We start from the raw sequence: 22,243 nt of genomic DNA on the forward strand, positions 1-22,243 counted from the left end.
CTCCCCCTCGTCTAAAATGTCGTCGCCGGCCGAGTGTCTCTGTTCCTCCTATTCAGCAAAATCGTCAGAGCGATCATGCCGGCCACGCCGATCAGCGTCATCGCGATCGCCGCCGGGTCGTTGCTCATCCATCCCTTGCCGACGTCCAGCTTATAGCCGACGAAGAACAAGCTCATCGCCGTAATCTGCACGATGATCGGCGCCCATAAGGAACGCGCAATGATATAGATGAAGCAATACACCGTGCCGGTCACAACCGAAATGAGCATGAAGCCGGCGCTTGGCTGAACGACGACGTAACCGACCATTTGTACAATCACTGCGATCCCTACCGGCATTACTTTTCTTAGCTCATTAAAGACAAGCCCCCGGAAGAGCACTTCCTCAAGCGCGGGAAACAGAATGCCGAGCGTCGCGACAATCAGCAGGAAATTCCCGCTGCCCATCATCGAGTCCACATTGGCCTCCAAATCCGGGAACACCTCCTTTAACGACACGATTTCCAACAGCCCCAGGCTGGCCAGCGCCCCCGCGAGTCCGATCAGGAAGCTGAACGCGGCCATTCCGGGCGGCAGCTTCACGAGCTTCACCGCCTGAACGAACGATTGACGCTCCGTGTTGCGGAATACCAGGTTCAGCTTATACAGCAGCCAATAGAGCAGCATCGTCAAACCGAAAATGAAAATCAGATGAAGCGGCGGATTCGCATCGATCAGCTTCCCGTAAGCTTCCAGGGCCAGCAGGCGTCCGAATACAAATATGGAGAAATAGAAAACGACAAAATAAAGAATGACGTTCGCCGCTGCAGCCACATATTTTTTCATCGCGTCCACCTTCCGTTAAATAAGGTTCGCTTCCGCAAGTCTGTTCCTCTGCTGCTCCGGCGGAACGCCTTTCATCTGCAAAATCGCTTGCAGCCATTGCAGTCCTTGGTGAATATCCTCCGGGCCAGGCTGCTTATTCTGCTGCTCCAGCCTGCCGCGAAGATCGATGAGCCGCTTGTAAGGCTCCACGACGCCTTGCCGAGCTTTCGGATCGTCTGGACGGCGATTCGGTTCCGTGACCGCAATGGCTACCAGCTTAGCAATAGGATGATCGCTGCGACTTGCCTCTCCGGTTCTGTTCGCGATCCGGCTGGCCAGCCGTTTGCGGTCTTCTGCGACGTCGTAGGCAAACGCATCGATCGCTTCATGGCTTTTCAATAGCTGCTTCAGAACCGTTTTCGGCCCCAGCTCGATCGCCAGCTCGATTCCCCAGTAATGCAGAACGTTCATCGATTTGTGCCACTGTACGGGCAGCGTCATTTGCCGGGTCAATTCCTCGACCAGACTTTGCTTGTTCGCATCAATCGCATGGCCCGTTACGTTTGACAGCACTTTGTAATGCAAAGTTTTGAACGCGACCTGTTCAAGCCGGCGCTTCAGCTCCTCGGCTGCGGACTGCATCAGCGGGTGGTGAAAAGGAGCGCCGACTTGCAAATGGGTTACCTTCGCTCCGAGCTTGCGGAAATGGGACTCCACCCGCTCCATCGCCGGATAGGTTCCGGAGACGACCGCTTGGAAGGGCCCGTTGTAGCAGGCGATGCAGGCCTCTTCACGGCTTGCAGTCAGTGTCGCCAGCTGCTCCTCTGCCGTTAAATAATCGATTCCGCCGACGGCGAGCATCGTACCCGTTCCTAGCTCTGAAGCCGCCTTCATCGTTTGCCCCCGGAAATGCACAAGCTCTAATGCCTCGGCGAAAGAGATTGCCCCCGCTCCGCAAAGCGCCGAATATTCCCCGAGGCTGTGTCCCGCCGCGGCAAAGGGATGAACTCCGATCTCCTCCCTATACACGCGATACATCGCCATCGAAGCGGTCAGCAGCGCCGGCTGAGCAACGTCGGTGCTCGTCAACTGGTCTATCGGACCGTGAAAGCAGGCGTTTGTTACGCTCCAGCCCAGCGTGTCGTCGGCTTCTTCGAAGGTTCGTTTGGCGATCGGGTAATGGTCGTAAAACCATTTTCCCATACCCGCCATTTGCGAGCCTTGTCCCGGGAACAGCAGCGCCACCTTCTTCATGGACTCACCCCCATTTGAAACCAAACCATCACCGTTCCGCTGCTGAATACGTGCACGATCAAGGAAGCCCACAAGGAATCGGAAGCCCAGTAGACAAGCCCGTATAAGAGCGCCCCTAAGGCGGCAAAGCCTCCTAAAATCGGATCCATCATGATGACTCCAAATAGCACGGCCTGAACAAGAACCGCGACATAGACCGGGGATACGGCGCGAACTTCATTCAGAATCAGCCCCCGGAACAGCACTTCCTCAAACAAGGAACCGATCAACACCGTGCTGAGCAGCGTTAACGCAATCGCATTCCCTCCTCCGCCGACGAATTCCACCAAATTGTAAATTTGCGGCCAATCCTCCCGAATGACCGGGAGGTTGGCTGCGCTGTAGATGACGGTTCCTAGCGCGATTCCGATCAACGGAGCGATGAGGAGCGCCTTGGTCGAAATGGGCTTCACTCGGCAGAAGATCAGCAGCGACCGCTTGCGGGCTTTCATCAGCAGCGCATAAATCGCGAGCGTACAGACGTTGTTGACGATAAACGACACCTGAAGAGACAATTGCGACAACACGCTTTGGCTGACGAGCTGAACGGCGACATAGATCGCCAAATACAGCACGATGAAGCCGATGGCCCGAACGACTTTCACGCCGCCCCCTCCTTACGAATCGCGTGGGCCTGCAATCCCCGATGCTTGTTGAAGATCACGATAAGCAGAGCAACGATCGCGATTCCTGTAATCGTCAGGAAGAGGTACTGCATATTCGGGTCGGTGACGTGCGTCTCCGATCTTCTGAATACATATTGGCTGCCTTGACAGGCGTATTGCGCAACAATCGGCGCCCAGATCGAACGATAACGAACATACAGAAGGGCGAACACGACCGCGCCCAGAAATCCGTACACCGTTAACGGAATGTCAAAGCTGAAAAACAATCCGCCATACAAAATCCCTTGAATAAGGATGGCGACCGTCAGCGGCGACAGGTTGCGCAGCTCCTTAAAAATCATGCCGCGAAACAGCATTTCCTTGTAAATATTGCCGTACAACAAGAAGGCGAGAAACATCAGCACGCTTGAGCCGTCGTTGAGGTAGGCCAAGATCTCCTCGAACTGCGGAAATTGCTCTTGAATCCAGCTCAGACTGAAAAATAGATCCGTAAACCAGCCCATCAGCAAACCGATCGAGACAATCGTGACGACTTGCGGCATGCCGAGCTTGGTAAAACCGGCTTCCTTGAAAATATGAACCTTGCGAACCTTCAGCAGGATGAAAAAGAGGAGAGGCATTTGAATGATGTCGTTAAAGACGATAAAGGCGATCGGATTGTCCTCAAACCAGCCGGACGTCGGGTACACAAACCGGGAGTAAACTTGGATTAGGCCATAGAATAAAACAAAATAAACGGCGATGATCCACACGATGTTGAACAAGCTTTTGGAAGTCGTTTTTTTCATTGTTCGTTGTCGCCTCCATTTGAGTTACGGGAAGTTTCCCTTGCTACAGCTGCGTTCACATCGGCGGTAAAGGCTTCGATGACTTGATGCATGACCTGGACGAAAGATTGCAGCAGCCGCTTCATTCTGTCCGGGTTTAAGCGATGTGCGTTGAATTGCAGCACGAGCTGGATTTCACGCTTGGCGGACAAGCTCGCGCCAATGCAAATGTCGTAATCGCTCTCCCCTGCGAGAGAATGCGGCCCGTCTTGCGAAAATACGGGCAATAACGTTCCTTTTTCTCTCGTTTTTACAACTCTCTCGCGCCATTCGGACAGCGGAATGCCTAATGCCGAACCCGTGCGGAGGCTTTCATGGATACTCGCAATCAATTGTCCAAAATGGTTCACCCGAACGAAGCTTTGCCGCAGCTCGCCGACAAATCCTTGTTGGCGAACGACTTGTATCGTAATCTCTTGTTGCTCGGAACGCTCGTGAAGCAAGTAGGCATAAATCGCCAGCCAGATGTCGTGAATGTCCACGCCTAGCCGCGCGGCGATAGAAGTCAGTTGGTCGATCGCCTTCTTGTCCGGAGTATAGCGGTACTCTCTTCCCGCTTGTTGCGAGGCAGAAGGGCCAAAGTCGCCCAGCGGCCACGGGATCAGCGCAATTTTCTCCGTTGCAGCCTGCTTCTTGCGTGATCGGATGTGTTCGGCCAGCTTGAATACCGTCGAATAGGTGAACAAGTCGGTTACTTTGACCAGATCGGGATACACGGTGTCAATTTCCGCTTGCGCCCTGACAAGCAGCAATGAATTTCCCCCGATGTCGAAGAAGTTGTCGTGAACGCTGAACTTCTCCATTCCCGACAGCTCTTGCCAGATGGCGGCCAGCCGCCGTTCGATTTCGCTGTTCGGCAGCGTCGAAGCCTCATCGCGTCCTTCCCCTGCCCCTTGCGGATCGGGAAGCGCTTTGCGGTCCAGCTTCCCGTTAAAGCTGAGCGGCATTTGGTCCAATTGCACGATGTAGCCGGGCACCATATATTCCGGCACTTTACGCTGCAGCCATGCTTTGACTTCGACGCCCGACAAAGGCTGGCTTGCCACCATGTAGCCGCAAAGATAATCCTCATTCTGCTTATTGCGCTTCACGACGACTACGCATTCGCGAATGTGCTCGTGCTTCAGGAGCGCTTGCTCGATCTCGCCCAATTCGATGCGGAAGCCGCGAATTTTGACTTGATTGTCTCTCCTTCCCAAGTATTGAATGTTTCCGTCCGGCAGCCAGCGGGCCAGATCTCCCGTGCGATACAGCTTCCGACCGGCGAGGAACGGATGGTCCACGAACGCTTGGGCCGTCAATTCCGGCCGGTTCGCATAGCCGCGAGCCAAGCCGTCGCCGGCGATGCACAGCTCTCCCGGAACTCCGATCGGCTGCAATTGGAAGCTGTCGCTTAGGATCAGCAGAGACGTATTGTAGATCGGCTTGCCGATCGGCACGATACTTGCCGGCTCGTCCCAGCGGCATTCGTAATAGGACACGTCGACCGTCGCTTCCGTCGGACCGTACAGGTTGATCAGTCGCGTGCCGAAGCGCTCGTTCAGCGCTTTGAACTGCTCGACCTGCGGCGCTTGCAGCGCTTCGCCGCTGGCAAATACATAGGAGAGGCTATCGAGCTTGGTCGTCAGTCCCGTACGATGACAGCGCTCCAAAAACAGCTTCAGCATCGGAGGCACGAAATGCATATGGCTTACTTCGTACCGTTCGATTGCCGTGACAATTAGCGCCGGGTCCTTCTCTCCTCCGCTTTCCAGCAGCGCCACTCGGCTGCCGGAAATCATCCACCAGAACAGCTCCCATACCGAGACGTCGAAGGTGAACGGCGTTTTCTGCAAGATGACGCTGTCCGGACCCAGCGGATATTGATCCTGCATCCACAGCAGGCGATTCGTCACCGAGCGATGCTCGATCATCGTTCCTTTCGGCCGCCCGGTCGAGCCCGACGTGTAGATGACGTACGCCAGATGACGGCTCGTATGCGCACGAGGCAGATTGTTGCCATCGTCCGCGTACGATGACTCGCTGTCCACATCGATTCCCGTTACCGTCTGAAGCTCGCTTATGCTCCCTTGCAGCGGAAGCCAATATTTCGCTCTGCCGACTACGATGCCGGCCCCGCTGTCTTGAAGCAGGTACTGAATGCGCTCCGCCGGGAAATCGGGCGATACGGGCAAGTAAGCCCCTCCGGCCTTCCAGATCGCCAAGATGGCGACCAGCATTTCCGGCGAACGCTCGATCAACAGCGGCACGACGCTATCGGCCTTGACGCCGTGTTCGCGCAGCGTGCGGGCGAGCCGGTTCGCCCGCTCGTTCAGCTCTCCGTAGCCGAGGCTCAGGTCCAGCCACTGTACCGCAATCCGCTCCTTCCGATCCGCCGCCTGCATTTCAAAGTAATCGAGCAGCGTGCAATCCTCCAGATAATCTCTGTGCGTCGCGTTAAAGTCGCCAAGAATGATCCGCTTCTCCTCCTCGCTCATCCATTCCAACTCGGAGACGGAGCAGTCCGGCTCGCGGCAAACGCTTTGCACGATTCGGATATAATGCCTCAGCATTCGTTCGGCCGTTTCCGGCGTAAAGAGCGATGTCGCATACTCCAGGTTTAAGGTCAATGCCGTTCCATGCTCCACTGCCTCCAGCGTCAAATCGAATTTGGCGGTCGGATTGTCCAGCGCATAGGGCGCGAATAAGACCTCATCCAGCTCCAGCTCTGGCAGCCCCATGTTTTGCACAATAAACATCGCATCGAACAGCGGATTGCGCGACAGATCCCGTTCCAGCTTCAGCCCGTCGATTAAGCGCTCGAACGGATAGTCTTGATGCTGGAACGCCTCAAGCGTTAATGCCTTCGTTGCATTCAGCAGCTCTCCGCAGCTTTCGTTTGCCGAGATTTTCACCTTGAGCGCGAGCGTGTTCACGAACATCCCGATCAGCGGCTGGATGTCGCTGTGGGTTCTGCCCGCTACGGGCGTGCCGACGACAATTTCGTCCTGGCCGGCATACTTGTGCAGCAGTGCGTAAAATGCGGTCAGCAGCACCATGTAGGGGGTCGCCCCGTACCGTGCGGCCAAGTCGCGAACCGCCTGCGAATCCCGCTCGCTCAGTTGCGCAGCGATCCGGGCGCCTTCCGTCGTTTTTCTGGACGGCCGCACAAAGTCCGTCGGAAGCTGGAGCGCGGGAACGCCGTCGGCGAATTGCGCGAGCCAGAACCGTTCTTGCCGTGCAGCCTGTTCGCTGCTTAGCCAGCGGTTTTGCCATTCCGTATAGTCCTTCACCTGAATGCGGAGCGGCGGCAATTCCTTCCCTTCGTACAGCGCGATGAACTCGTTCGCCAAATGTACGGTGGACAGGCCGTCGGCAATCAGATGGTGCATATCGAACAGCAGCACATGATCGTCCGGCGACTTGCGAATGAGCACAACGCGCAGCAGAGGAGCCTGGGTCAGATCGAACGGTCGCAGGAAAGACTGGATGTGCGCGCGCTCGTCCTGTCCATCCGCCAATTCGAGCGAGAAATCCACCTGCGGATGGATGCGCTGCATCGGTTCGCCCCCAGACCACGCGAAGCTGGTCCGCAAAGATTCATGACGCCGGATCAGCCGTTGAAGGACCGCTTCTACTTTACGCGCATCGAGCGAACCCTTCATCTCAATCGCTTGCGACAAATGATAGGCGGTATTCGCCTCCTCCATCTGATGCAAAACGTACAATCGCTTCTGCGCCGAGGACAGCGGGTAAGCGTCCTTCGGCTCCGCCGGGGAGATGGATTCGAACCGCTCCCGCTCCGCCGCAGCGATCCGCTGCGCCAATTGTTTGATCGTCGGCGCTTGGAACACTTCTTTTAAGGCGATTGATACGTGGAAAGCCTCATGAATTTTCGTCACGAGATGGGCCGCCCGCAAGGAATGTCCTCCCAGGCTGAAGAAATTGTCCTCCACGCCAATCCGCCGAACGCCCAATAGCTCCTGCCAGATCGCCGCAAGCTTGCTCTCGAACTCATTGCTCGGCTCTGCGCAGGCCGCCCCGTCACGGCCGCCGAATTCGGGCAGCGGCAGCGCCTTGCGATTCAGCTTTCCGTTCGCGCTGAGCGGGAATCGCTCCAAGCGGACGTAGACGCCGGGAATCATATAATCCGGCAGTGTCGCGCCCAGCAGCGTCCTCCATTCCGGCAAACCGATCTCATGGTCGGAAATATAGTAGCCGCACAAGTATGCTTCCGACTGTGCATCCGGATGGGCGACGACGATCGCATCCCGAACCCGAGGATCGGCGTTCATCTGGTGAGCGATCTCCTCGCACTCGATGCGATAGCCGCGAATTTTCACTTGATGGTCCAAGCGGCCCAAATATTCGATATGACCGTCTTCGCGCCATCTGACGAGATCCCCGGTGCGGTACAGCTTCTGCTTGTCGGCAAAGGGATGGTTGACAAACTTCTGGGCGGTCAATTCCGGCTGATTAAGATATCCTCTGGCCAGACCGTCCCCCGCGATGCACAGCTCTCCGGGAACGCCGATCGGCTGAAGCTGCAAATGATCGTTCAAGACGAGCAGTTGGATGTTGTCGATCGGCTTGCCGATCGGCACGAACTGGTCCATCGGTTCGGCGAAGCAGTCGAAGCAGGACACGTCAACCGTCGCCTCGGTCGGACCGTACAGATTCACAAGCCGGGCTCCGAACCGTTCATGCAGCAGCGACTCGAACAGCCGAACCTGATGAGGATGCAGCGCTTCGCCGCTGGCAAAAACGTGCCGAACGCCGGCCAGCTTCGCGATATCTTCGGGATGCTGCTGCAGGTACAGTAGAAAGATTTGCAGCATGGAAGGAACGAAGTGCAGCGTCGTCACCCGGTGGCGCCCGATCGCTTCCGCGATTTGCCGCGGGTCCTTCTCCCCTTCCGCCGCCAGCAAATGCAAGGCCGATCCTTGCGCAGCGCCCCAGAACAGTTCCCACACGGACACGTCGAACGTATACGGCGTTTTCTGCAAAATGACGTCATCGGCACCGATCGGGTAGCTTCTGTGCATCCAGTTCAAACGATTAATGACGGAGCGATGCTCGATCAGCACCCCTTTCGGCTGTCCCGTCGATCCCGACGTGTAGATGACATAAGCCAAGTCCCGCGATTCGTTCACCGAAGGCAGCGGCTGATCGTCCGCATCGTAATTGGCCGCATCGTCCAGATCGATGATCGGCAGCTCCGCCCGAATCGAAGCGATCCATCGATGCTGCGCCAAGATGCGCTGCGCCCGGCTATTCTCGAGAATGTACCTCCTTCGCTCCGGCGGGTAATGCGGATCCAGCGGCAAATACGCGCCGCCGGCTTTCAGAATCGCCCAGATGCCGACGATCATCTCCAAGGATCGTTCCGCCGCAATCGGGATAATTTCTTCCCGCCGTACGCCAAGCTTTCTTAACGTTCTGGCAAGCCGGTTGGCCAATCGATCCAATTCAAGGAAGGTCCATTCCCGTTCGCCGTGCGTAAGCGCAATCCGATCGGGCGTGAGCCGGGCCTGCCGCTCGAATTGCTCGACCAGCGTCTGCTCGCTCGGATAAAGCCGGAACGTCGAATTGAATTCGAACAAAATTTGCTCCCGCTCCGGCGCGGTAAGCACGTCCAGCTCGGTCACGAGTAAATCCAAATCGTTCGCCAGACGCTCCGCGGCGATCTGAAAATGCCGGACGAAGCGTTCCATCGACTTTCTGGCGTATAAATCCGTATTGAATTCCAGATCGCAGCGAAGCTCTCCGCGTTCCGTCAAGTAAACGTCCAGTTTGAAATCGAGCTTGGCCTGCCCCAGTTCAAGTTCATAGCGCGAGCAGCGCCACTCCCCGAATCGCCAAGTATCGGGGGATTCCATCTGACTGTGCACGACCAGCATCGTGTCGAACAACGGATTGCGGGAAGCGTCGATGGAAGCGCCGGTATCCGCGATTATCTGATCGTAAGGGAAGTCCGAGTGCTCGTAAGCCTCCATCAGCGTACGATGAAGCTGCTGCATCCAGCTTCCGCACGTCTGCGCCTCCGGCAGGCGGCAGCGGATCGGCAGGAAATTGTTGAACATGCCGACCATGTCCTGAACTTCGGGATGGCTGCGCCCTGCGACGAGGGAGCCGACGATGAAGTCGTCCTGACCGCTGAGCTTGTACAGCAGCACGCTGTACACGGTGAACAATACGGTATGGACCGTGACGTTCTCCCGCTGCGCGATTGCGCGGATTCGCTCTCCCGTCTCCGCATTCACGGTAAAGCGAAGCGTCTCGCCGCGATACGTCTTATGCTCCCGGCGCGGGAAGTCCAGCGGCAGGTTCAGCACGGGAAGTTCGCCGGCAAGCTGCTCCCGCCAATACTGCCGCTGGCGCCGGAACGAGGCGGAATGCCGCTCCTCTTCCAGCCACTGCGCGTAGTCCCTGTATTGCAGACGCGGCCGCTCCGCCAGGTATCCTCCCATCAACCGGAACATCTGGTTAAGAAGGAACTGAACCGAGATACCGTCCGCAATAATGTGATGAATGTCGATGAGCAAATACTGCTCTTCGGCAGAAGTGCGCAGCAGATAGATTCGCACCAAAGGAGCCGCCTCTAAATCAAACGGTCGAATCCAGTCCCGCAGCCGTTGTTCCGCCATGTCCTGCTCCATCGTTTCGGTGTGGACGCGAATGCGGACGTTCGGATGAACGATTTGCCGCATTTCTCCCTGCCGCCAGACGAAGGAGGTGCGCAGCGGTTCATGGATTTCAGCCAACTGCTCCCAAGCTGCCTCCACCTGACGCGGATCAAGATAGCCGTCCACCTTCAGAACGATCGGCATATTGTAATTGGTGCCCATCGCCTCCAATTGCTCCTGGATCATCAACCGTTGCTGCGCAGCGGAGACGGGATACTCTCCCGATTCATTTTCTAGCGAACGCATGGGAGTAAACGCTTTCAATCCCTCTTGCTGGATTAACTTGGCCAAATCTCGTATCGTAGGCATTCGCATAAACTGCTGGAAGGGAATCTTCACCTGAAACTGCTCATAGATTCGGGCCAACAGGATCGTCGCCTTAAGCGAATGACCGCCCAAATCGAAGAAATGGTCGTCTCTTCCGATCGGCTGACGTTGCAGCAGATTTTCCCACAACTCGGCCAGCTTGCGTTCAAGCTCGTCTACCGGCGGCACAAAGGCTTTGTTCTTGGTCCGAGAAGCATCAGGAGCGGGCAGCAGCTTCTTGTTGATCTTCCCGTTCGACGTTAACGGCATCGCCTCCAGCGCGATCAAATCGGCAGGGACCATGAACAGCGGCAGCGCTTCGGATAAGTAAGCTCTGATCTCCTCCCCGTTTACGACTTCATTCGCGACATAGTAGGCGCACAGAGACGGGCTTCCTTCCGCTGCGCGCGCAACGACGCACGCTTCTTGAATGTGCGGATGGGCCAGCAGACACGCCTCGATCTCGCCTAACTCGATGCGGAAGCCGCGAATTTTAACCTGCTGATCGATCCGGTCCAGAAATTCAATGCAGCCTCCGGGCAGCCAGCGCACCAAATCCCCCGTCCGGTACACCCGCTTGTCGGCCTCGTAAGGATGCGGGATAAACTTCTCGGCAGTGACGTCCGGAAGGTTAAGATACCCCCGAGCCAGCCCTTCCCCGGAAATCCATAGTTCTCCCGGCACGCCGATCGGCTGCGGACGCCCATAGCGGTTCATGACATACAGTCCCGTTCCGTTAATCGGCTTGCCGATCGGAACGCCGCTCGCCTGCTCCTCCCACTGCTCGATCTCGTAATATGTGGCAAATACGGTCGTTTCCGTCGGGCCGTACACATGAATGAGCTTTCCGGGTCCGAGCGTCCGGAACGCCTTGTGAACATGGGACACCGAAGCCCGTTCCCCGCCGAACAATATTTTGCGCACATGCGCGACCGAGTCGATGTATTGCTCCACGATGACGTTAAACAACGCCGTCGTTACGAAAAATACGGTTACCTTTTCCGCCGTCAGCAGCTCGCTCAACCGATTCATGTCGCTGACCGTCTCCGCATCGGCCAGTACGAGCTTTGCCCCGTTCAACAATGCGCCGAAAATATCAAACGTCGAGCCGTCGAAAGCGTAATTCGACAGCTGCAGCAGCACATCTTGCTTCGTGATGTCGATATAATTGGTGTCCTTCACGACTCGAACAATGTTGGCATGTGTCGTGCACGTCCCTTTCGGGTTGCCGGTCGAGCCGGACGTGTACATGATGTAAGCCAAATCCGCAGCTGCGCTCTGCGGCGGAAGATTTGCGCGGCTTAAGCGATCGTTCGAGCCGTCGTCCAGCAGCATGACATCGCCGAAGCGCGAGCAGCGCTCTTGCCACTTGTTCATCGTCAGCATGCAGATTGCCCGGCTGTCGCTCATCATGTACTCCACGCGTTCCGTCGGGAACGTCGGATCAATCGGCAGATACGCCCCTCCGGCCTTCAAGATCGCCAGAATGGCGACGATCATCTCCACTGAACGATCGGCCATTATTCCCGCGACAAAGCCGGGACTTGCCCCGTTCGCGAGCAGCGCATGCGCCAGCTGGTTCGCTCGTTCGTTGATGTCCCGATAGGAATGGGAACTGCCGTTCAACGTTACGGCTATTCGCTCCGGGTATTGCTCGGCTTTCCGCTCGAACAGCTGCGAGATCGTCTGCTCCTTCGGATAAGGGGCGAACGCCAAGTTCCAGCCGCTTGTGAGCAGCCGCTCCTCCTCGGCCGTCAGCAGCTCGATGTCCTTCAACCGCTTGCCCGGATGCTTAGCGATGTCCTGCAGGATGCGAATATAGTGCCCCGCCAATCGTTCTATCGTCGAAGCGTGGAACAGCTCCGTCACGTAACGGAAAGTGAAGGCAAGTCCTTCATCATGGACCAACGCCTCCAGCGTCAGATCGAACGGAACCGAGGTCGGCTCGATAAAGTCGGCTTCGAAGCTCAGCCCTCCGGCCGCGCCGGACACGTTCAGCCGCTCCTGCAGCACAAATACGTATTCGAAGAGCGGGTTCCGGCTCGGGTCGCGCTGCACGCCCAGTTGCTCCACTACGAATTCGAACGGATAATCCTGATGCGCGAACGCGCCCAGCGCCGCTTCTTTCGTTTCCGTTAAGTAATCGGAATAAGCTTTATCTCCCTCCGGACAGCTTCGCAACGCGGACATGTTGACGAACATTCCGACCATTTGCTCCAGTCCGCTATGTTTTCTTCCCGCAATCGGAGATCCGACGATGACCTCCTCGTGCCCGCTGTGCTTCGACAGCAGAATGGAGTAGGCCGACAACAGGACCATATACAGCGTCGTGTTCGTCCGTTGCGCAAGCCTCTGGATTGCCTGCACGGTTTCCTTGCCCAGTCCCGTCTTGACGCACGCTCCGGCATAGCTCTTGACGGAAGGTCTGCGCCGATCCGTCAGCAGCTCTGTCACCGGAAGCTCGCCTTGCAGCGCGTTCAGCCAGTATTGCCGTCCGGCCTCCAGCGCTTCGGCTTTCATCCCGCTCTGCTGCCAGCAAGCGTAATCGCTGTATTGCAGAGCGAGGTCAGGCAGCGGCTGATCTTGCATGAGCTTAATGAACTCCGCCATTAATACATTCATCGCCATACCGTCTGCCACGCTATGATGAATATGGATCGCTACCGCACGCCGATCTTCCGCCCATGACCACACCTGTACCCTCATCAGCGGAGGCGTCGACAAATCGAACGCTTGAACAGCGGCTTGCAGCTGCGCCTCCGACGGCTCGGCGGCGACATCCCGCCAATCAACGGCGACATTCACGCGGTCGCGAACGATCTGCACAATCCCGTCTTCCCTCGTATGGAACGAGGTACGCAGCGCTTCATGTCTCGCGACGAGTTGATCGAAGGCTTGGGCGATGGCGTCTCTGCCCAACGTCCCGGCAAGCTTCATAACGCCTGCAATGACATAAGCGGTCTGCACGCCTTCGTTCTGCTCCGCCATCACCATGCGCCGCTGTGCAAATGTCGTCGGGTACGCTTCCCGCCGCTCTCCCAGCGGCTCTATCCGCTGGACGCGAGCTTTGTCCGCCTGACCGATGAACTCCGCCATCGCTTCAATGGTCGCAAGCTCAAACAGCCTCTGGATCGGGACCTCGACCTCGAATTCATGCTCGATCCGGGCGAGCATGTGCGAAGCGCTCAAGGACTGTCCGCCGATTTCAAAGAAAGCGTCGTCCGTGCTGATCCGCTCCCTCTCCAGCACCTCCTGCCATAGGGCCAGCAGCTTAGCTTCCGTAGCGTTCTGCGGCGATTTATGCGCTTTGTGCCGCAGTCTCTCTTGCATGAGCCCCGTCATCGTTTGCGCCAGCTCGGCGAATTCGCCTGCCCTGAACTGCTCCGCCAGCTTGTATCTTTGCGTTTTGCCGCTTGTCGTCTTCGGAATCGCCCTGACGGGAAGCACGTTTCTCACGTCAATGCCCATGCGGGCGTTTATCGCGCGCTGAATTCTTGCGGCCTGATCCGCAAACTTCTCCAGTTCCCCGCGATGAGACACGAAGTAAACGACTTCCTCGCTTCCAAGCCGCTCATTATAAACGCCGCAGGCCGCCGTTCGGCCCGGCGCTATGCCTTCCAAAGCTTCAATCGTTCCCTCTATGTCGTGGGGGTACACATTTTGCCCGTTTACAAAAATGATGTCCTTATGTCTGCCCGTGACACAAAGCCTGCCCCCGCGCATAAAGCCGATATCTCCCGTAATAAACCACCCTTCTTGTGTGAATGACGCCGCATTGGCTTGCGGCATTCGGTAATATCCCGACGTTACGTTTTTTCCGCGAATATGGATATGTCCAACCGTTCCTTCCGGAAGCTCGGCATGATCGTCTCCGCTAATTCTCACCTCGCATTCTGCTACAGGAAATCCTACATCTACAAAAGTGACTCGATCCTCTTCGTCGTCCGGATTCATCGCCAGCGATTCGCCGATTCGCAACGCTCGTCTGGAGAGGTGAATCGCAATAACCTCTTCCTCCACCGGCGGGAATGTGACGGCCAGACTTGCTTCCGCCAATCCGTAAACCGGGAACATCGCGTTTCGTCGCAATCCGTATGGAGCCAAGCGATCCACAAAGTCCTCGCAGATTTGCGCCGCAATCGGCTCCGCCCCGTTATAGATGAGTCTGACGCAGCCAAGATCCCACTCGCTGGCCGCCTTCTCCTTGAAGTGCCTGAGAAAATGCCGATACCCGAAGTTGGGAGACGACAGCATGGATATCCGCTCTGTGTGCACGAGCTCCATCCACAGCATCGGCTGCATCATGAATAAGGTGGAAGGCATAATCCACTGATCCATCGATGCGTACAACGGCGAGAGATGAAAACCGATCAGGCCCATATCATGGGTGAGCGGCAGCCAACTGATTGAAGAATCGGTTTCCGCAGCCCCGCAGCCGTTGACGATGGCTCGAATATTTGTCAGCAAATTTTCATGCGTGAGCACGACGCCCTTAGGCTGTCCCGTAGATCCCGAGGAAAATTGGATAAAGGCGCAATCTCCGGGAGAAATGTCGGGGATGATTCCCGGATCGACCGAGCTCAGCTCGTCGTAGATGATGATGCGCTCGCGGCCCGCTAACGGATATTGCTCCTGCTGGTCTGCAAACTGCCGAAGATGCTCGTACTGTTCCGAGTCGGTAATCAGACTGGGGTTCTCAAGCATCCGCCATACTTCGAAAAATTTAACGGTCTGATCATCCGTCGTCGCGTACTGGATCGGAACCGGCACGATTCCGCCGAGCAGGCACGCCCAGAAGGCAAATAGAAAGGCGTCGTTCTCTTGAAGCAGCAGCATGACATAATCCCCCTGCTTCAACCCTTTCCTCTGCAGATCGCCGAGATAAGCAACCGCTCGTTCATGCAACAGCTCGTAAGAAACGCGGTATTCTTTTTTCTTGTGCACAAACGTTATTCCCTTATGCTGCGTTCGATTTGCGGAGAGTAATTCAACTAGCGTATTTCCTTTATGCATCGCTCGACTTCCCTCCTAATCATCTAATCTCGTGTTCAGGCCGCCATTCCCCTCTTTTAGTTAATTTGTGTAATGACTGTGCATTTGCACAAAATTGTAAAGATGGATCACTTAAAGATTACTTAAATTTTCCATCGGCCAGCAAGTGCCAAGATTCTTTATCCAGGGATACTTTTCACTAATATTCAAAATAATTCGAGTCTTTGTCGGGAAATCGGGAATACAAAAGAAGCCCGTTGAGCTTCTTGTCTGCTCGGCGGACTTCATGCGTTTGGATGGGCGAGTTGCGCATTTGCCGTCGGATTCCGGCGGACGGCGGTCACCCGATCTGCTCGTAATCCATTTCTTGAATGCGGTATTGGATGTCGCATCCTGTCGGATTGTGCAGCGCAGTGGAAAGCATATATTTCCCCCGAAGGCGGCAGGTGTAATACTCCCATTCCCCTTGCGCGGCTCGGCCCGGCCGAACAGGTACGGAGAATGACAGAGGAGGCAGAGAAAAACCCATTCCCTTGGCCTTCATATGCGCCTCCTTCCTCGTCCACACCATGTAGAACGCATTCAGCTTTTCTTCCTCGCCCTGCTGTTCATTCACGTAATCTATCTCCGCTTGATTAAAAACTCTGGACATAATCGTTAAATGGTCCTTGGCGAGCCGCTCCACGTCCACGCCAATGTCGGATAATGTCGTCATCGCGCAGACGATCAATTTATCGGTGTGAGAAAGATTGAAAAACAGTTGTTCGCTTGTTATGTCGGCGTCATGCTCCGGGAGATAGAGCTTGCCGTATTGATTTTTGCGAAAATGAATCGTTCGCGGATCGGCTCCGATTCGCTGCGCCAGCTGCGTCTTCAGCAAGATCCGGCCAATGGCGAACTCCACTTTCTTGAAGTCAACTTGATAGCGGCGATAGACCTGCAGCTCCTCTTCGTCCAATAAGTCAAGGCGTCGATCGAGCTTGCCGAGATCGAATTCGTCCCTGACGGGGACGACATACAGCTGGATTTCGTTCAATTTCCTGTCCCCCTGTGAGCCGGTCGGCGTAATGGCGGAGATGGGCTTTCGGCGCAAGCCGATCCTTCTGCTCTCGCATTGCTATTCTCTTCGACGCGGAGGGGCGAAAGTCCTTATACCTTGCAAAATCTTTTTAAGCTCAAGCCATTGCCATGCAATGGAGCGAACTGCATAAGCCATGTTACTAATTACCGAGGTTATTTTTCGAGTTCCGCCTACTGTATCCCATCTGAGCGCCTGTGTACGATTCTTTCGAGCAATTCCCTGCAACACTCACCGGCGAACCCCGGTCAACGCACGGGAATTCGCCATTTCACGCGGATGTCGGCGTTCTCGTTCCAGCTCTTGCCCCGCTTGATCGCCTCGAACACGAAGTCGATCGGTTCGCGGTAAGCCGCATAACCCGACGTTCCGGCAAGCGCTCGATGCACTCGTGCGGCCGCGGACAGCAGCGTCTCCCGGTCGCCCGAGTAGAACGCCTCGCGCACCCGTTCCTCGTCGAGAGGTCGGCCGCAAGCCGCCAACTCGCGCGAATGCTCGCTCGCCACTTTCACCAGCGCGAACACCCCGAGCGCAAGCCTCGGGGAGACAAGCCAGCTCGGCGGCGTCCGATACTCGAAGCCGCCATGGGGCTGCCGCCGCACGTCGCCGAGCGCGCCGTAACGCGGGCGGCGGCTTCCCGCGCCCGGCGGCTCCAGCAGCCGAAGCGGCAGCGCCACGGCGTTGTCGAGCGCGCGCAGCCGCTCGCCGTGCAGCGCCGCGCCGCTCACATGCACGTGCCCGCCCAGCGGCACGCCCGGCACGGGCAAAGCGCCTGCGCGCCAAGACAGAGCGACGCCGGCGGTGCGCCCGGCCGCTTCGCGCAGCAGGCCGTGCAGCTCTGCGGTCAGCTGCGCCGGCTCCGGGCACGGTCGGGGCCGCAGCTCGACAAGCGGCCATATTTTCTCGCCGCGCACGCGCATCGAGTCGCATCCGGCTTCCCCCTCATAGGGAAAGTAGCGGGATGCCGGAACAACCCGTCCCGCGGACGAGAGCAGCACGAACTCCGGGTCCGCGCCGAGCATTGTCTGCACGCCCGATCCCTCCGTCGTCTCCGCAGCCCACCGCTCTGCGAATGCTGCCGCCGTCTCCCGCCACCTCCGCTTGCCTTCGGACGTATGCAGCAGCAGCCGCGCATCCACTGCAGTGACGGCAAGTCTGCCTTGTTCGCTTACCCGCAAGTCGACTTGTCCAAAATCGAGCCCCAATGCATAGACGGCGCGTACAGCCAGTCTCTGCGCCGGTTTCCACAGCGCATGCTCGTCCAAAATTGCGGTTTGACCAACAGCGCCCCTCACATACTTAACGTCATTAATTACTCCTTCACCCACTGAAGCCCTGCGCATCTCCAACGCGTCGAAGCCCCATACGACAACGGTTAGTTTCATTCCGCCGCCTTGCTCTCCGATCCGAGCCGACACCCCTTCGCGCCGCAGTCTCCTCTCCAACTCCTGATCGCCAAGCGCCGCAACTTCGGACGCCGCAGCGTTCATGAGCCAAGGGGATACCGACAAAGCTGCCGATTGCCCCGACCGTTCGGGCGTTTTCCCGACGTCATCTGACCGAATGGGATAACCAGTCGCCTTACCCACGAGCGCCCCCACTGAACGAACGGGATAACCAACGCCAGCCGAAGAAGCTCCCGATCCCGCCGCCAAGCCTCCGGCAGGAGTCCCGCCCGCGATCACGCAATCGTTAGGCCCGGCATCCGCCAAAGTCCGCAGCACCGGAATGCCCGCCTCGCGAGCGAGCTCCTTCCGAGCGCCAGCCCCGGCGCCTCCGGCGATCCACATTTTCAACGCTCCGGCACCGCGCGCCATACGGCTCCCTCCATCCGAAGCCAAACACGGGAAGGGCCGTCCCGCAGGCGGCGCGTAAACGCCGAAGCCGAATGACCCTTCCCCATGTTCGCCCCTGCTGCAATCAGGCTTATCCCGTTGATCCGACAGGGCATCCGCCCTCGACTTTTGATCCGCGTCCGCATAGACTTAAGTACCGGCCGATGACCGAACCGATCACAAATCGTCTTCCAGAAGATCGGAATCGAGATCCTCGTAATCCGCATCCTCGCCCACGCCGAAATCGACATCTTTGCCGTCGTCGTCTCCCCCGACCGGATCGACGATAACGTACACTTTCGTCTCCGCCACCATTTCCACGGCGAATTCCCGTTCGACGCGGATCAGGACGGAAGACCCGTTCGAGCTGACCGTCGCTTCCACACAGTTAGGCTCCTGCGTTGCGTCCGCGGAGACTTCTTCGGTGGAGGCGCGGTGCCTTGGGTCGACGTACGACAAAGGAATGTGCTCCACGTAGGAGATCGTTTCTTTGGCGACGTCGGTTTGCGAATTTTTGCTGTACGAATACCAGATGTTGATATCGTAAGACCCGATGACTTCGATTCCGTTCCCCGATTTCACCGCCTCATACTGATGGTTGATGATCCACGCGCCCAGAATGCTGGTCGGGTGGTGCGGCGGCGTTACGGTGTGGGTAATCGTCGAGAACTTACGGCCTTTGCCGCAAACCGCCTTCGTGATGATTTCCCTGCGCTGCAGCCGTTTATCCGCAATAGCCATTTCGGTAGACCTCCTCCATACGATCAAGTCACTTAAAGTCTATGCAGGACATTCGTCTAGAGTGACAAAAATGTATCCATGCACAAACTTGAACTTATACGTTTCATTGTATGATCGCATGGGCGGAAGTTGACTTCCGTTTTTTCATTCGGACGGCCACGCTAAGAAAACGTCGCAGCTCCCGCGACAGATGGAACAGCGCGGCGCGAATTTCGAATTCGTCCCTCGTCCGAGGCAGCGGCAAACCCCGGAAACCCTGCTCGAGCTCCGTCAGCATCCTCTCGGTCTCGCCTTCGTAATACTCCGACCGGACATCCTGCTGCAGCCGGTCGAACAGCACCGCGATCAGGTCCGCTTGCGGGACATGCCTCGATACGAGCGCGATGCACTCCATCATCAGCTGAATCGACTCGAACTGCTGCCTGCGCATCTGAAAATAAAGCTGCCACGGCTCGTCCTGCGGGATAAGCCGGTTTTCGCGCGCCCGGTTCGCGATCGAGATGCCCTCTTCGATCGCCGATTCCGCCTGCAATATTTCGTCGCCGTCCCACACCGTATCGGGATTGCGCAGATGCTCCGCCAGCCGGCGGAACACTTCCGAGAACGCATGCTCCGTCAAGTACCGAAGCTCCGTCAGCGCCTTGTTCTCCTTCGGCATGTAAGCCAGATTAAAGACGGTCGCCCAGCCGAGGCCGATCAGAAGCAGCGCCAGCTCCGTTCCGAGCGCATGGAGCGTCACCTCGCCGCGAGCGAACAGATGGAACACGACGACCGCACCCGTGACGACGCCCTCCTTCAATCCGAAGCGGCCGAGCGCCGGGAAGGCAAGCAGGATGTACACGGCAAGCACCCAAATATGAAAGCCGACCAGTCCGAACAGCAGCGACGCCAGCCCGAGACCGAGCACGGACGCCCCGAACCTGGCCGCGACGACGCGGATGCCGCGCCAGCGGGTCGTCTCTACCCCGAGTATGGCGAGCAAGCCGGCCGCCAGCGGATTTTCCACCCCGAGCAAGTATGCGGTATAGATCGCCGCCAGCGTGGCCGCCGCCGTCTTGATGACCCTAAACCCCATCCGCAAAAGCTCCTCTATTCCAAACGATAGATGTCCCGATATTTATTTTCCAGGTAGTCGCACAGATAGGAGGATTGCAGAGGCTGTCCGGTGATCCGTTCGATAATTTCGGAAGGACGCTGCAACTTGCCGTACTGGTACACCTTGTCGGTCAGCCACTCCTTAAGCGGGAGCAACTGCCCGGATGCGATCTGCTCGTCCAGATCGGGAATTTCCTGGCGGGCCGTATCCATAATCTGCGCGGCGTACATGTTGCCCAGAGAGTAGGACGGGAAGTAGCCGAACGCTCCGCCCGACCAGTGCACGTCCTGCAGGACGCCCAGCGCGTTGCTCGGAGGCGTGACGCCGAGCGCTTCCTCGTACTTGCGGTTCCACACTTCCGGCAGGTCGCGCGGATTCAATCCTTCATTAAACAGCATCTTCTCGATCTCATAGCGGATCATGATGTGAAGATTGTACGTCAGCTCGTCCGCTTCGATCCGGATCAAGCTCGGCTCCACGATATTGATGCCCCGGTAGAACGCTTCGGCCGACACGTCGTCAAGCTGCCCCGGAAAATGCTCCTTCAGCGCCGGCAAATATTTCGTCCAGAAGCCGCGGCTGCGTCCGACCATGTTTTCCCACAGGCGGGACTGCGACTCATGAATGCCCATCGACGTTCCCGTGCAGAGCGGCGTATTCGCCAGCTCGTCCTTGATGTTCTGCTCGTAGAGCGCGTGCCCGCCTTCGTGAATCGTGCCGAACAGCGCGCTCGTCAAGTCGTCCGGCAAGTAACGCGTCGTAATGCGCACGTCGTTCTTGTTCAGCCCCGTCGCGAACGGATGCACGCTCTCGTCCAGCCTGCCGGCCTCGAAGTCGTAGCCCATCTCCTTCAGAATCAGCCTGCTGAACTTCTTCTGCGCTTCCTTGTCGAATTCGCCGATGAGGAACGATCTGTCGGGCCGATTCCCGGACGAAGCGATCTTCTCGGCCAGCGGCACGAGCCGCGCCCGCAGCTCTCCGAACAACCGGTCCAGCTCCTCCGTCGTCAATCCGGGCTCGTATGCGTCGAGCAGCGTATCGTACGGCGTCGCCTTGACGCCCCACAGCTCGATGAACTTGCGGTTAAACTCGATGATTTTCTCCAAATAAGGAACGAAGCCTTCGAAGTCGTTATTCGCCTTCGCCTCTTCCCACGCGGACTCGGACTGGGACGTGAGCACGACGTACTCGCGGTACATGTCCGGCGGAATGCGGCGGTTGCGCTCGTAATCCTTGGCCGTCTCCTCGACGAGCCGGCGGTCGATCTCGTCCAGCGCAGCCAACTGTTCCGGCTTGTTCAGCTCCCGCAGCAGCTCGCCCATCTCTTCGGACGTCGACAGCTTAAACGTCTCCGCGGACAGCGCCCCTACCGCTTCGGAACGAAGCTCGATGCCTTTGCGCGGCGCTCCCGTCCTCATATCCCAATAGACCAGACCCAATATTTCCTCGTATTGTTTAATTTGACCCGTCAGTTCCCGAAACCGCTTCAGCGGCGCCGCTGCGGTCAGATCCGCGCTGCTCATCGATGGCACAACCTTTCTGCACTGGATATTGTCTCCTTGATCATACTCCCCTCAAAATTTATAATCAACTTACTGTTTGTTTGCAGGCTGGAATTCGAACGGGGCGAAAAGGGGAAAATGACATGATCGTGGAGTGGAGCGAAGCGGCTTTGACGGAGATTGCGAACCGTTACGGTCAAGAGGCGCGAATTTGGAAGCTGGCATCGGATTCCGAAGGGTGCGGCTGCGCGATGAACGGAGTGGCGGCCTTGTGGTCGATCGACGCGCCGGAAGCCGGCGATTTGCAGGCCCAGAGCAATGGCGTGGAGGTCTGGTACGAGAAGCGTCACGAGGTGTTTTTCGACGAGCGGATGCGGGTTTCCTACGACCCTTCCAAACGCGCGTTCAAACTGGCCAGCGACGGCCAAATCTACAGCAACCAGCTCAGGCTGGAGGACAGAAGAAACAAGGAGGAATGA

11 protein-coding genes are annotated in these 22,243 nt (G+C 57.3%); 1 reads left to right on the forward strand and 10 read right to left on the reverse strand.

Going from position 1 to position 22,243, the window contains the following annotated elements; translation table 11 throughout:
- Positions 1-11: 11 nt before the first annotated feature.
- The 10 genes from B0G52_RS05885 to B0G52_RS05930 form a co-directional block, all read right to left on the reverse strand.
- Positions 12-824 carry a CPBP family intramembrane glutamic endopeptidase gene (locus B0G52_RS05885; protein ID WP_094042603.1) on the reverse strand — a complete coding sequence of 271 codons (813 nt, stop codon included), beginning with the start codon at positions 822-824 and terminating at the stop codon, positions 12-14.
- Positions 825-839: 15 nt separating this feature from the next.
- Complete coding sequence (gene fabD, locus B0G52_RS05890; protein ID WP_094042604.1) at positions 840-2,057, reverse strand: ACP S-malonyltransferase; 1,218 nt, start codon at positions 2,055-2,057, stop codon at positions 840-842.
- Positions 2,054-2,701, reverse strand: coding sequence for a CPBP family intramembrane glutamic endopeptidase (locus B0G52_RS05895; protein WP_094042605.1), 648 nt, complete (start codon positions 2,699-2,701; stop codon positions 2,054-2,056). The genes fabD and B0G52_RS05895 overlap by 4 nt, the downstream gene beginning before the upstream one ends.
- Positions 2,698-3,510, reverse strand: coding sequence for a CPBP family intramembrane glutamic endopeptidase (locus B0G52_RS05900; protein ID WP_094042606.1), 813 nt, complete (start codon positions 3,508-3,510; stop codon positions 2,698-2,700). Before B0G52_RS05900 ends, B0G52_RS05895 begins: the two co-directional genes overlap by 4 nt.
- The gene (locus B0G52_RS05905; RefSeq protein ID WP_094042607.1) at positions 3,507-15,533 is read right to left on the reverse strand and encodes a non-ribosomal peptide synthetase; all 12,027 of its coding nucleotides are present in this window, start codon (positions 15,531-15,533) and stop codon (positions 3,507-3,509) included. Before B0G52_RS05905 ends, B0G52_RS05900 begins: the two co-directional genes overlap by 4 nt.
- Positions 15,534-15,852: 319 nt before the next feature.
- Positions 15,853-16,548, reverse strand: coding sequence for a 4'-phosphopantetheinyl transferase family protein (locus tag B0G52_RS05910; protein WP_094042608.1), 696 nt, complete (start codon positions 16,546-16,548; stop codon positions 15,853-15,855).
- 290 nt (positions 16,549-16,838) lie between these two features.
- Positions 16,839-18,407: a putative amidoligase domain-containing protein gene (locus B0G52_RS05915; protein WP_094042609.1), complete on the reverse strand. Its 1,569-nt coding sequence runs from the start codon at positions 18,405-18,407 to the stop codon at positions 16,839-16,841.
- Between the two features lie 195 nt (positions 18,408-18,602).
- Positions 18,603-19,166, reverse strand: a complete 564-nt coding sequence (gene cotE, locus B0G52_RS05920; RefSeq protein ID WP_094042610.1) for an outer spore coat protein CotE — start codon at positions 19,164-19,166, stop codon at positions 18,603-18,605.
- A 103-nt stretch (positions 19,167-19,269) separates the two neighbouring features.
- Positions 19,270-20,241 carry an aromatic acid exporter family protein gene (locus tag B0G52_RS05925; protein ID WP_094042611.1) on the reverse strand — a complete coding sequence of 324 codons (972 nt, stop codon included), beginning with the start codon at positions 20,239-20,241 and terminating at the stop codon, positions 19,270-19,272.
- 14 nt (positions 20,242-20,255) lie between these two features.
- Entirely contained in the window at positions 20,256-21,785 is a 1,530-nt protein-coding gene (locus B0G52_RS05930) for a carboxypeptidase M32 (RefSeq protein WP_094042612.1), read from the reverse strand.
- Between the two features lie 122 nt (positions 21,786-21,907).
- Here B0G52_RS05930 and B0G52_RS05935 point away from each other — a divergent pair, with 122 nt between their 5' ends.
- Positions 21,908-22,243: an iron-sulfur cluster biosynthesis family protein gene (locus tag B0G52_RS05935; RefSeq protein ID WP_094042613.1), complete on the forward strand. Its 336-nt coding sequence runs from the start codon at positions 21,908-21,910 to the stop codon at positions 22,241-22,243.

This window comes from Cohnella sp. SGD-V74, from assembly GCF_003001675.1.
In the GTDB taxonomy this organism is placed as follows: Bacteria; Bacillota; Bacilli; order Paenibacillales; family Paenibacillaceae; genus Cohnella.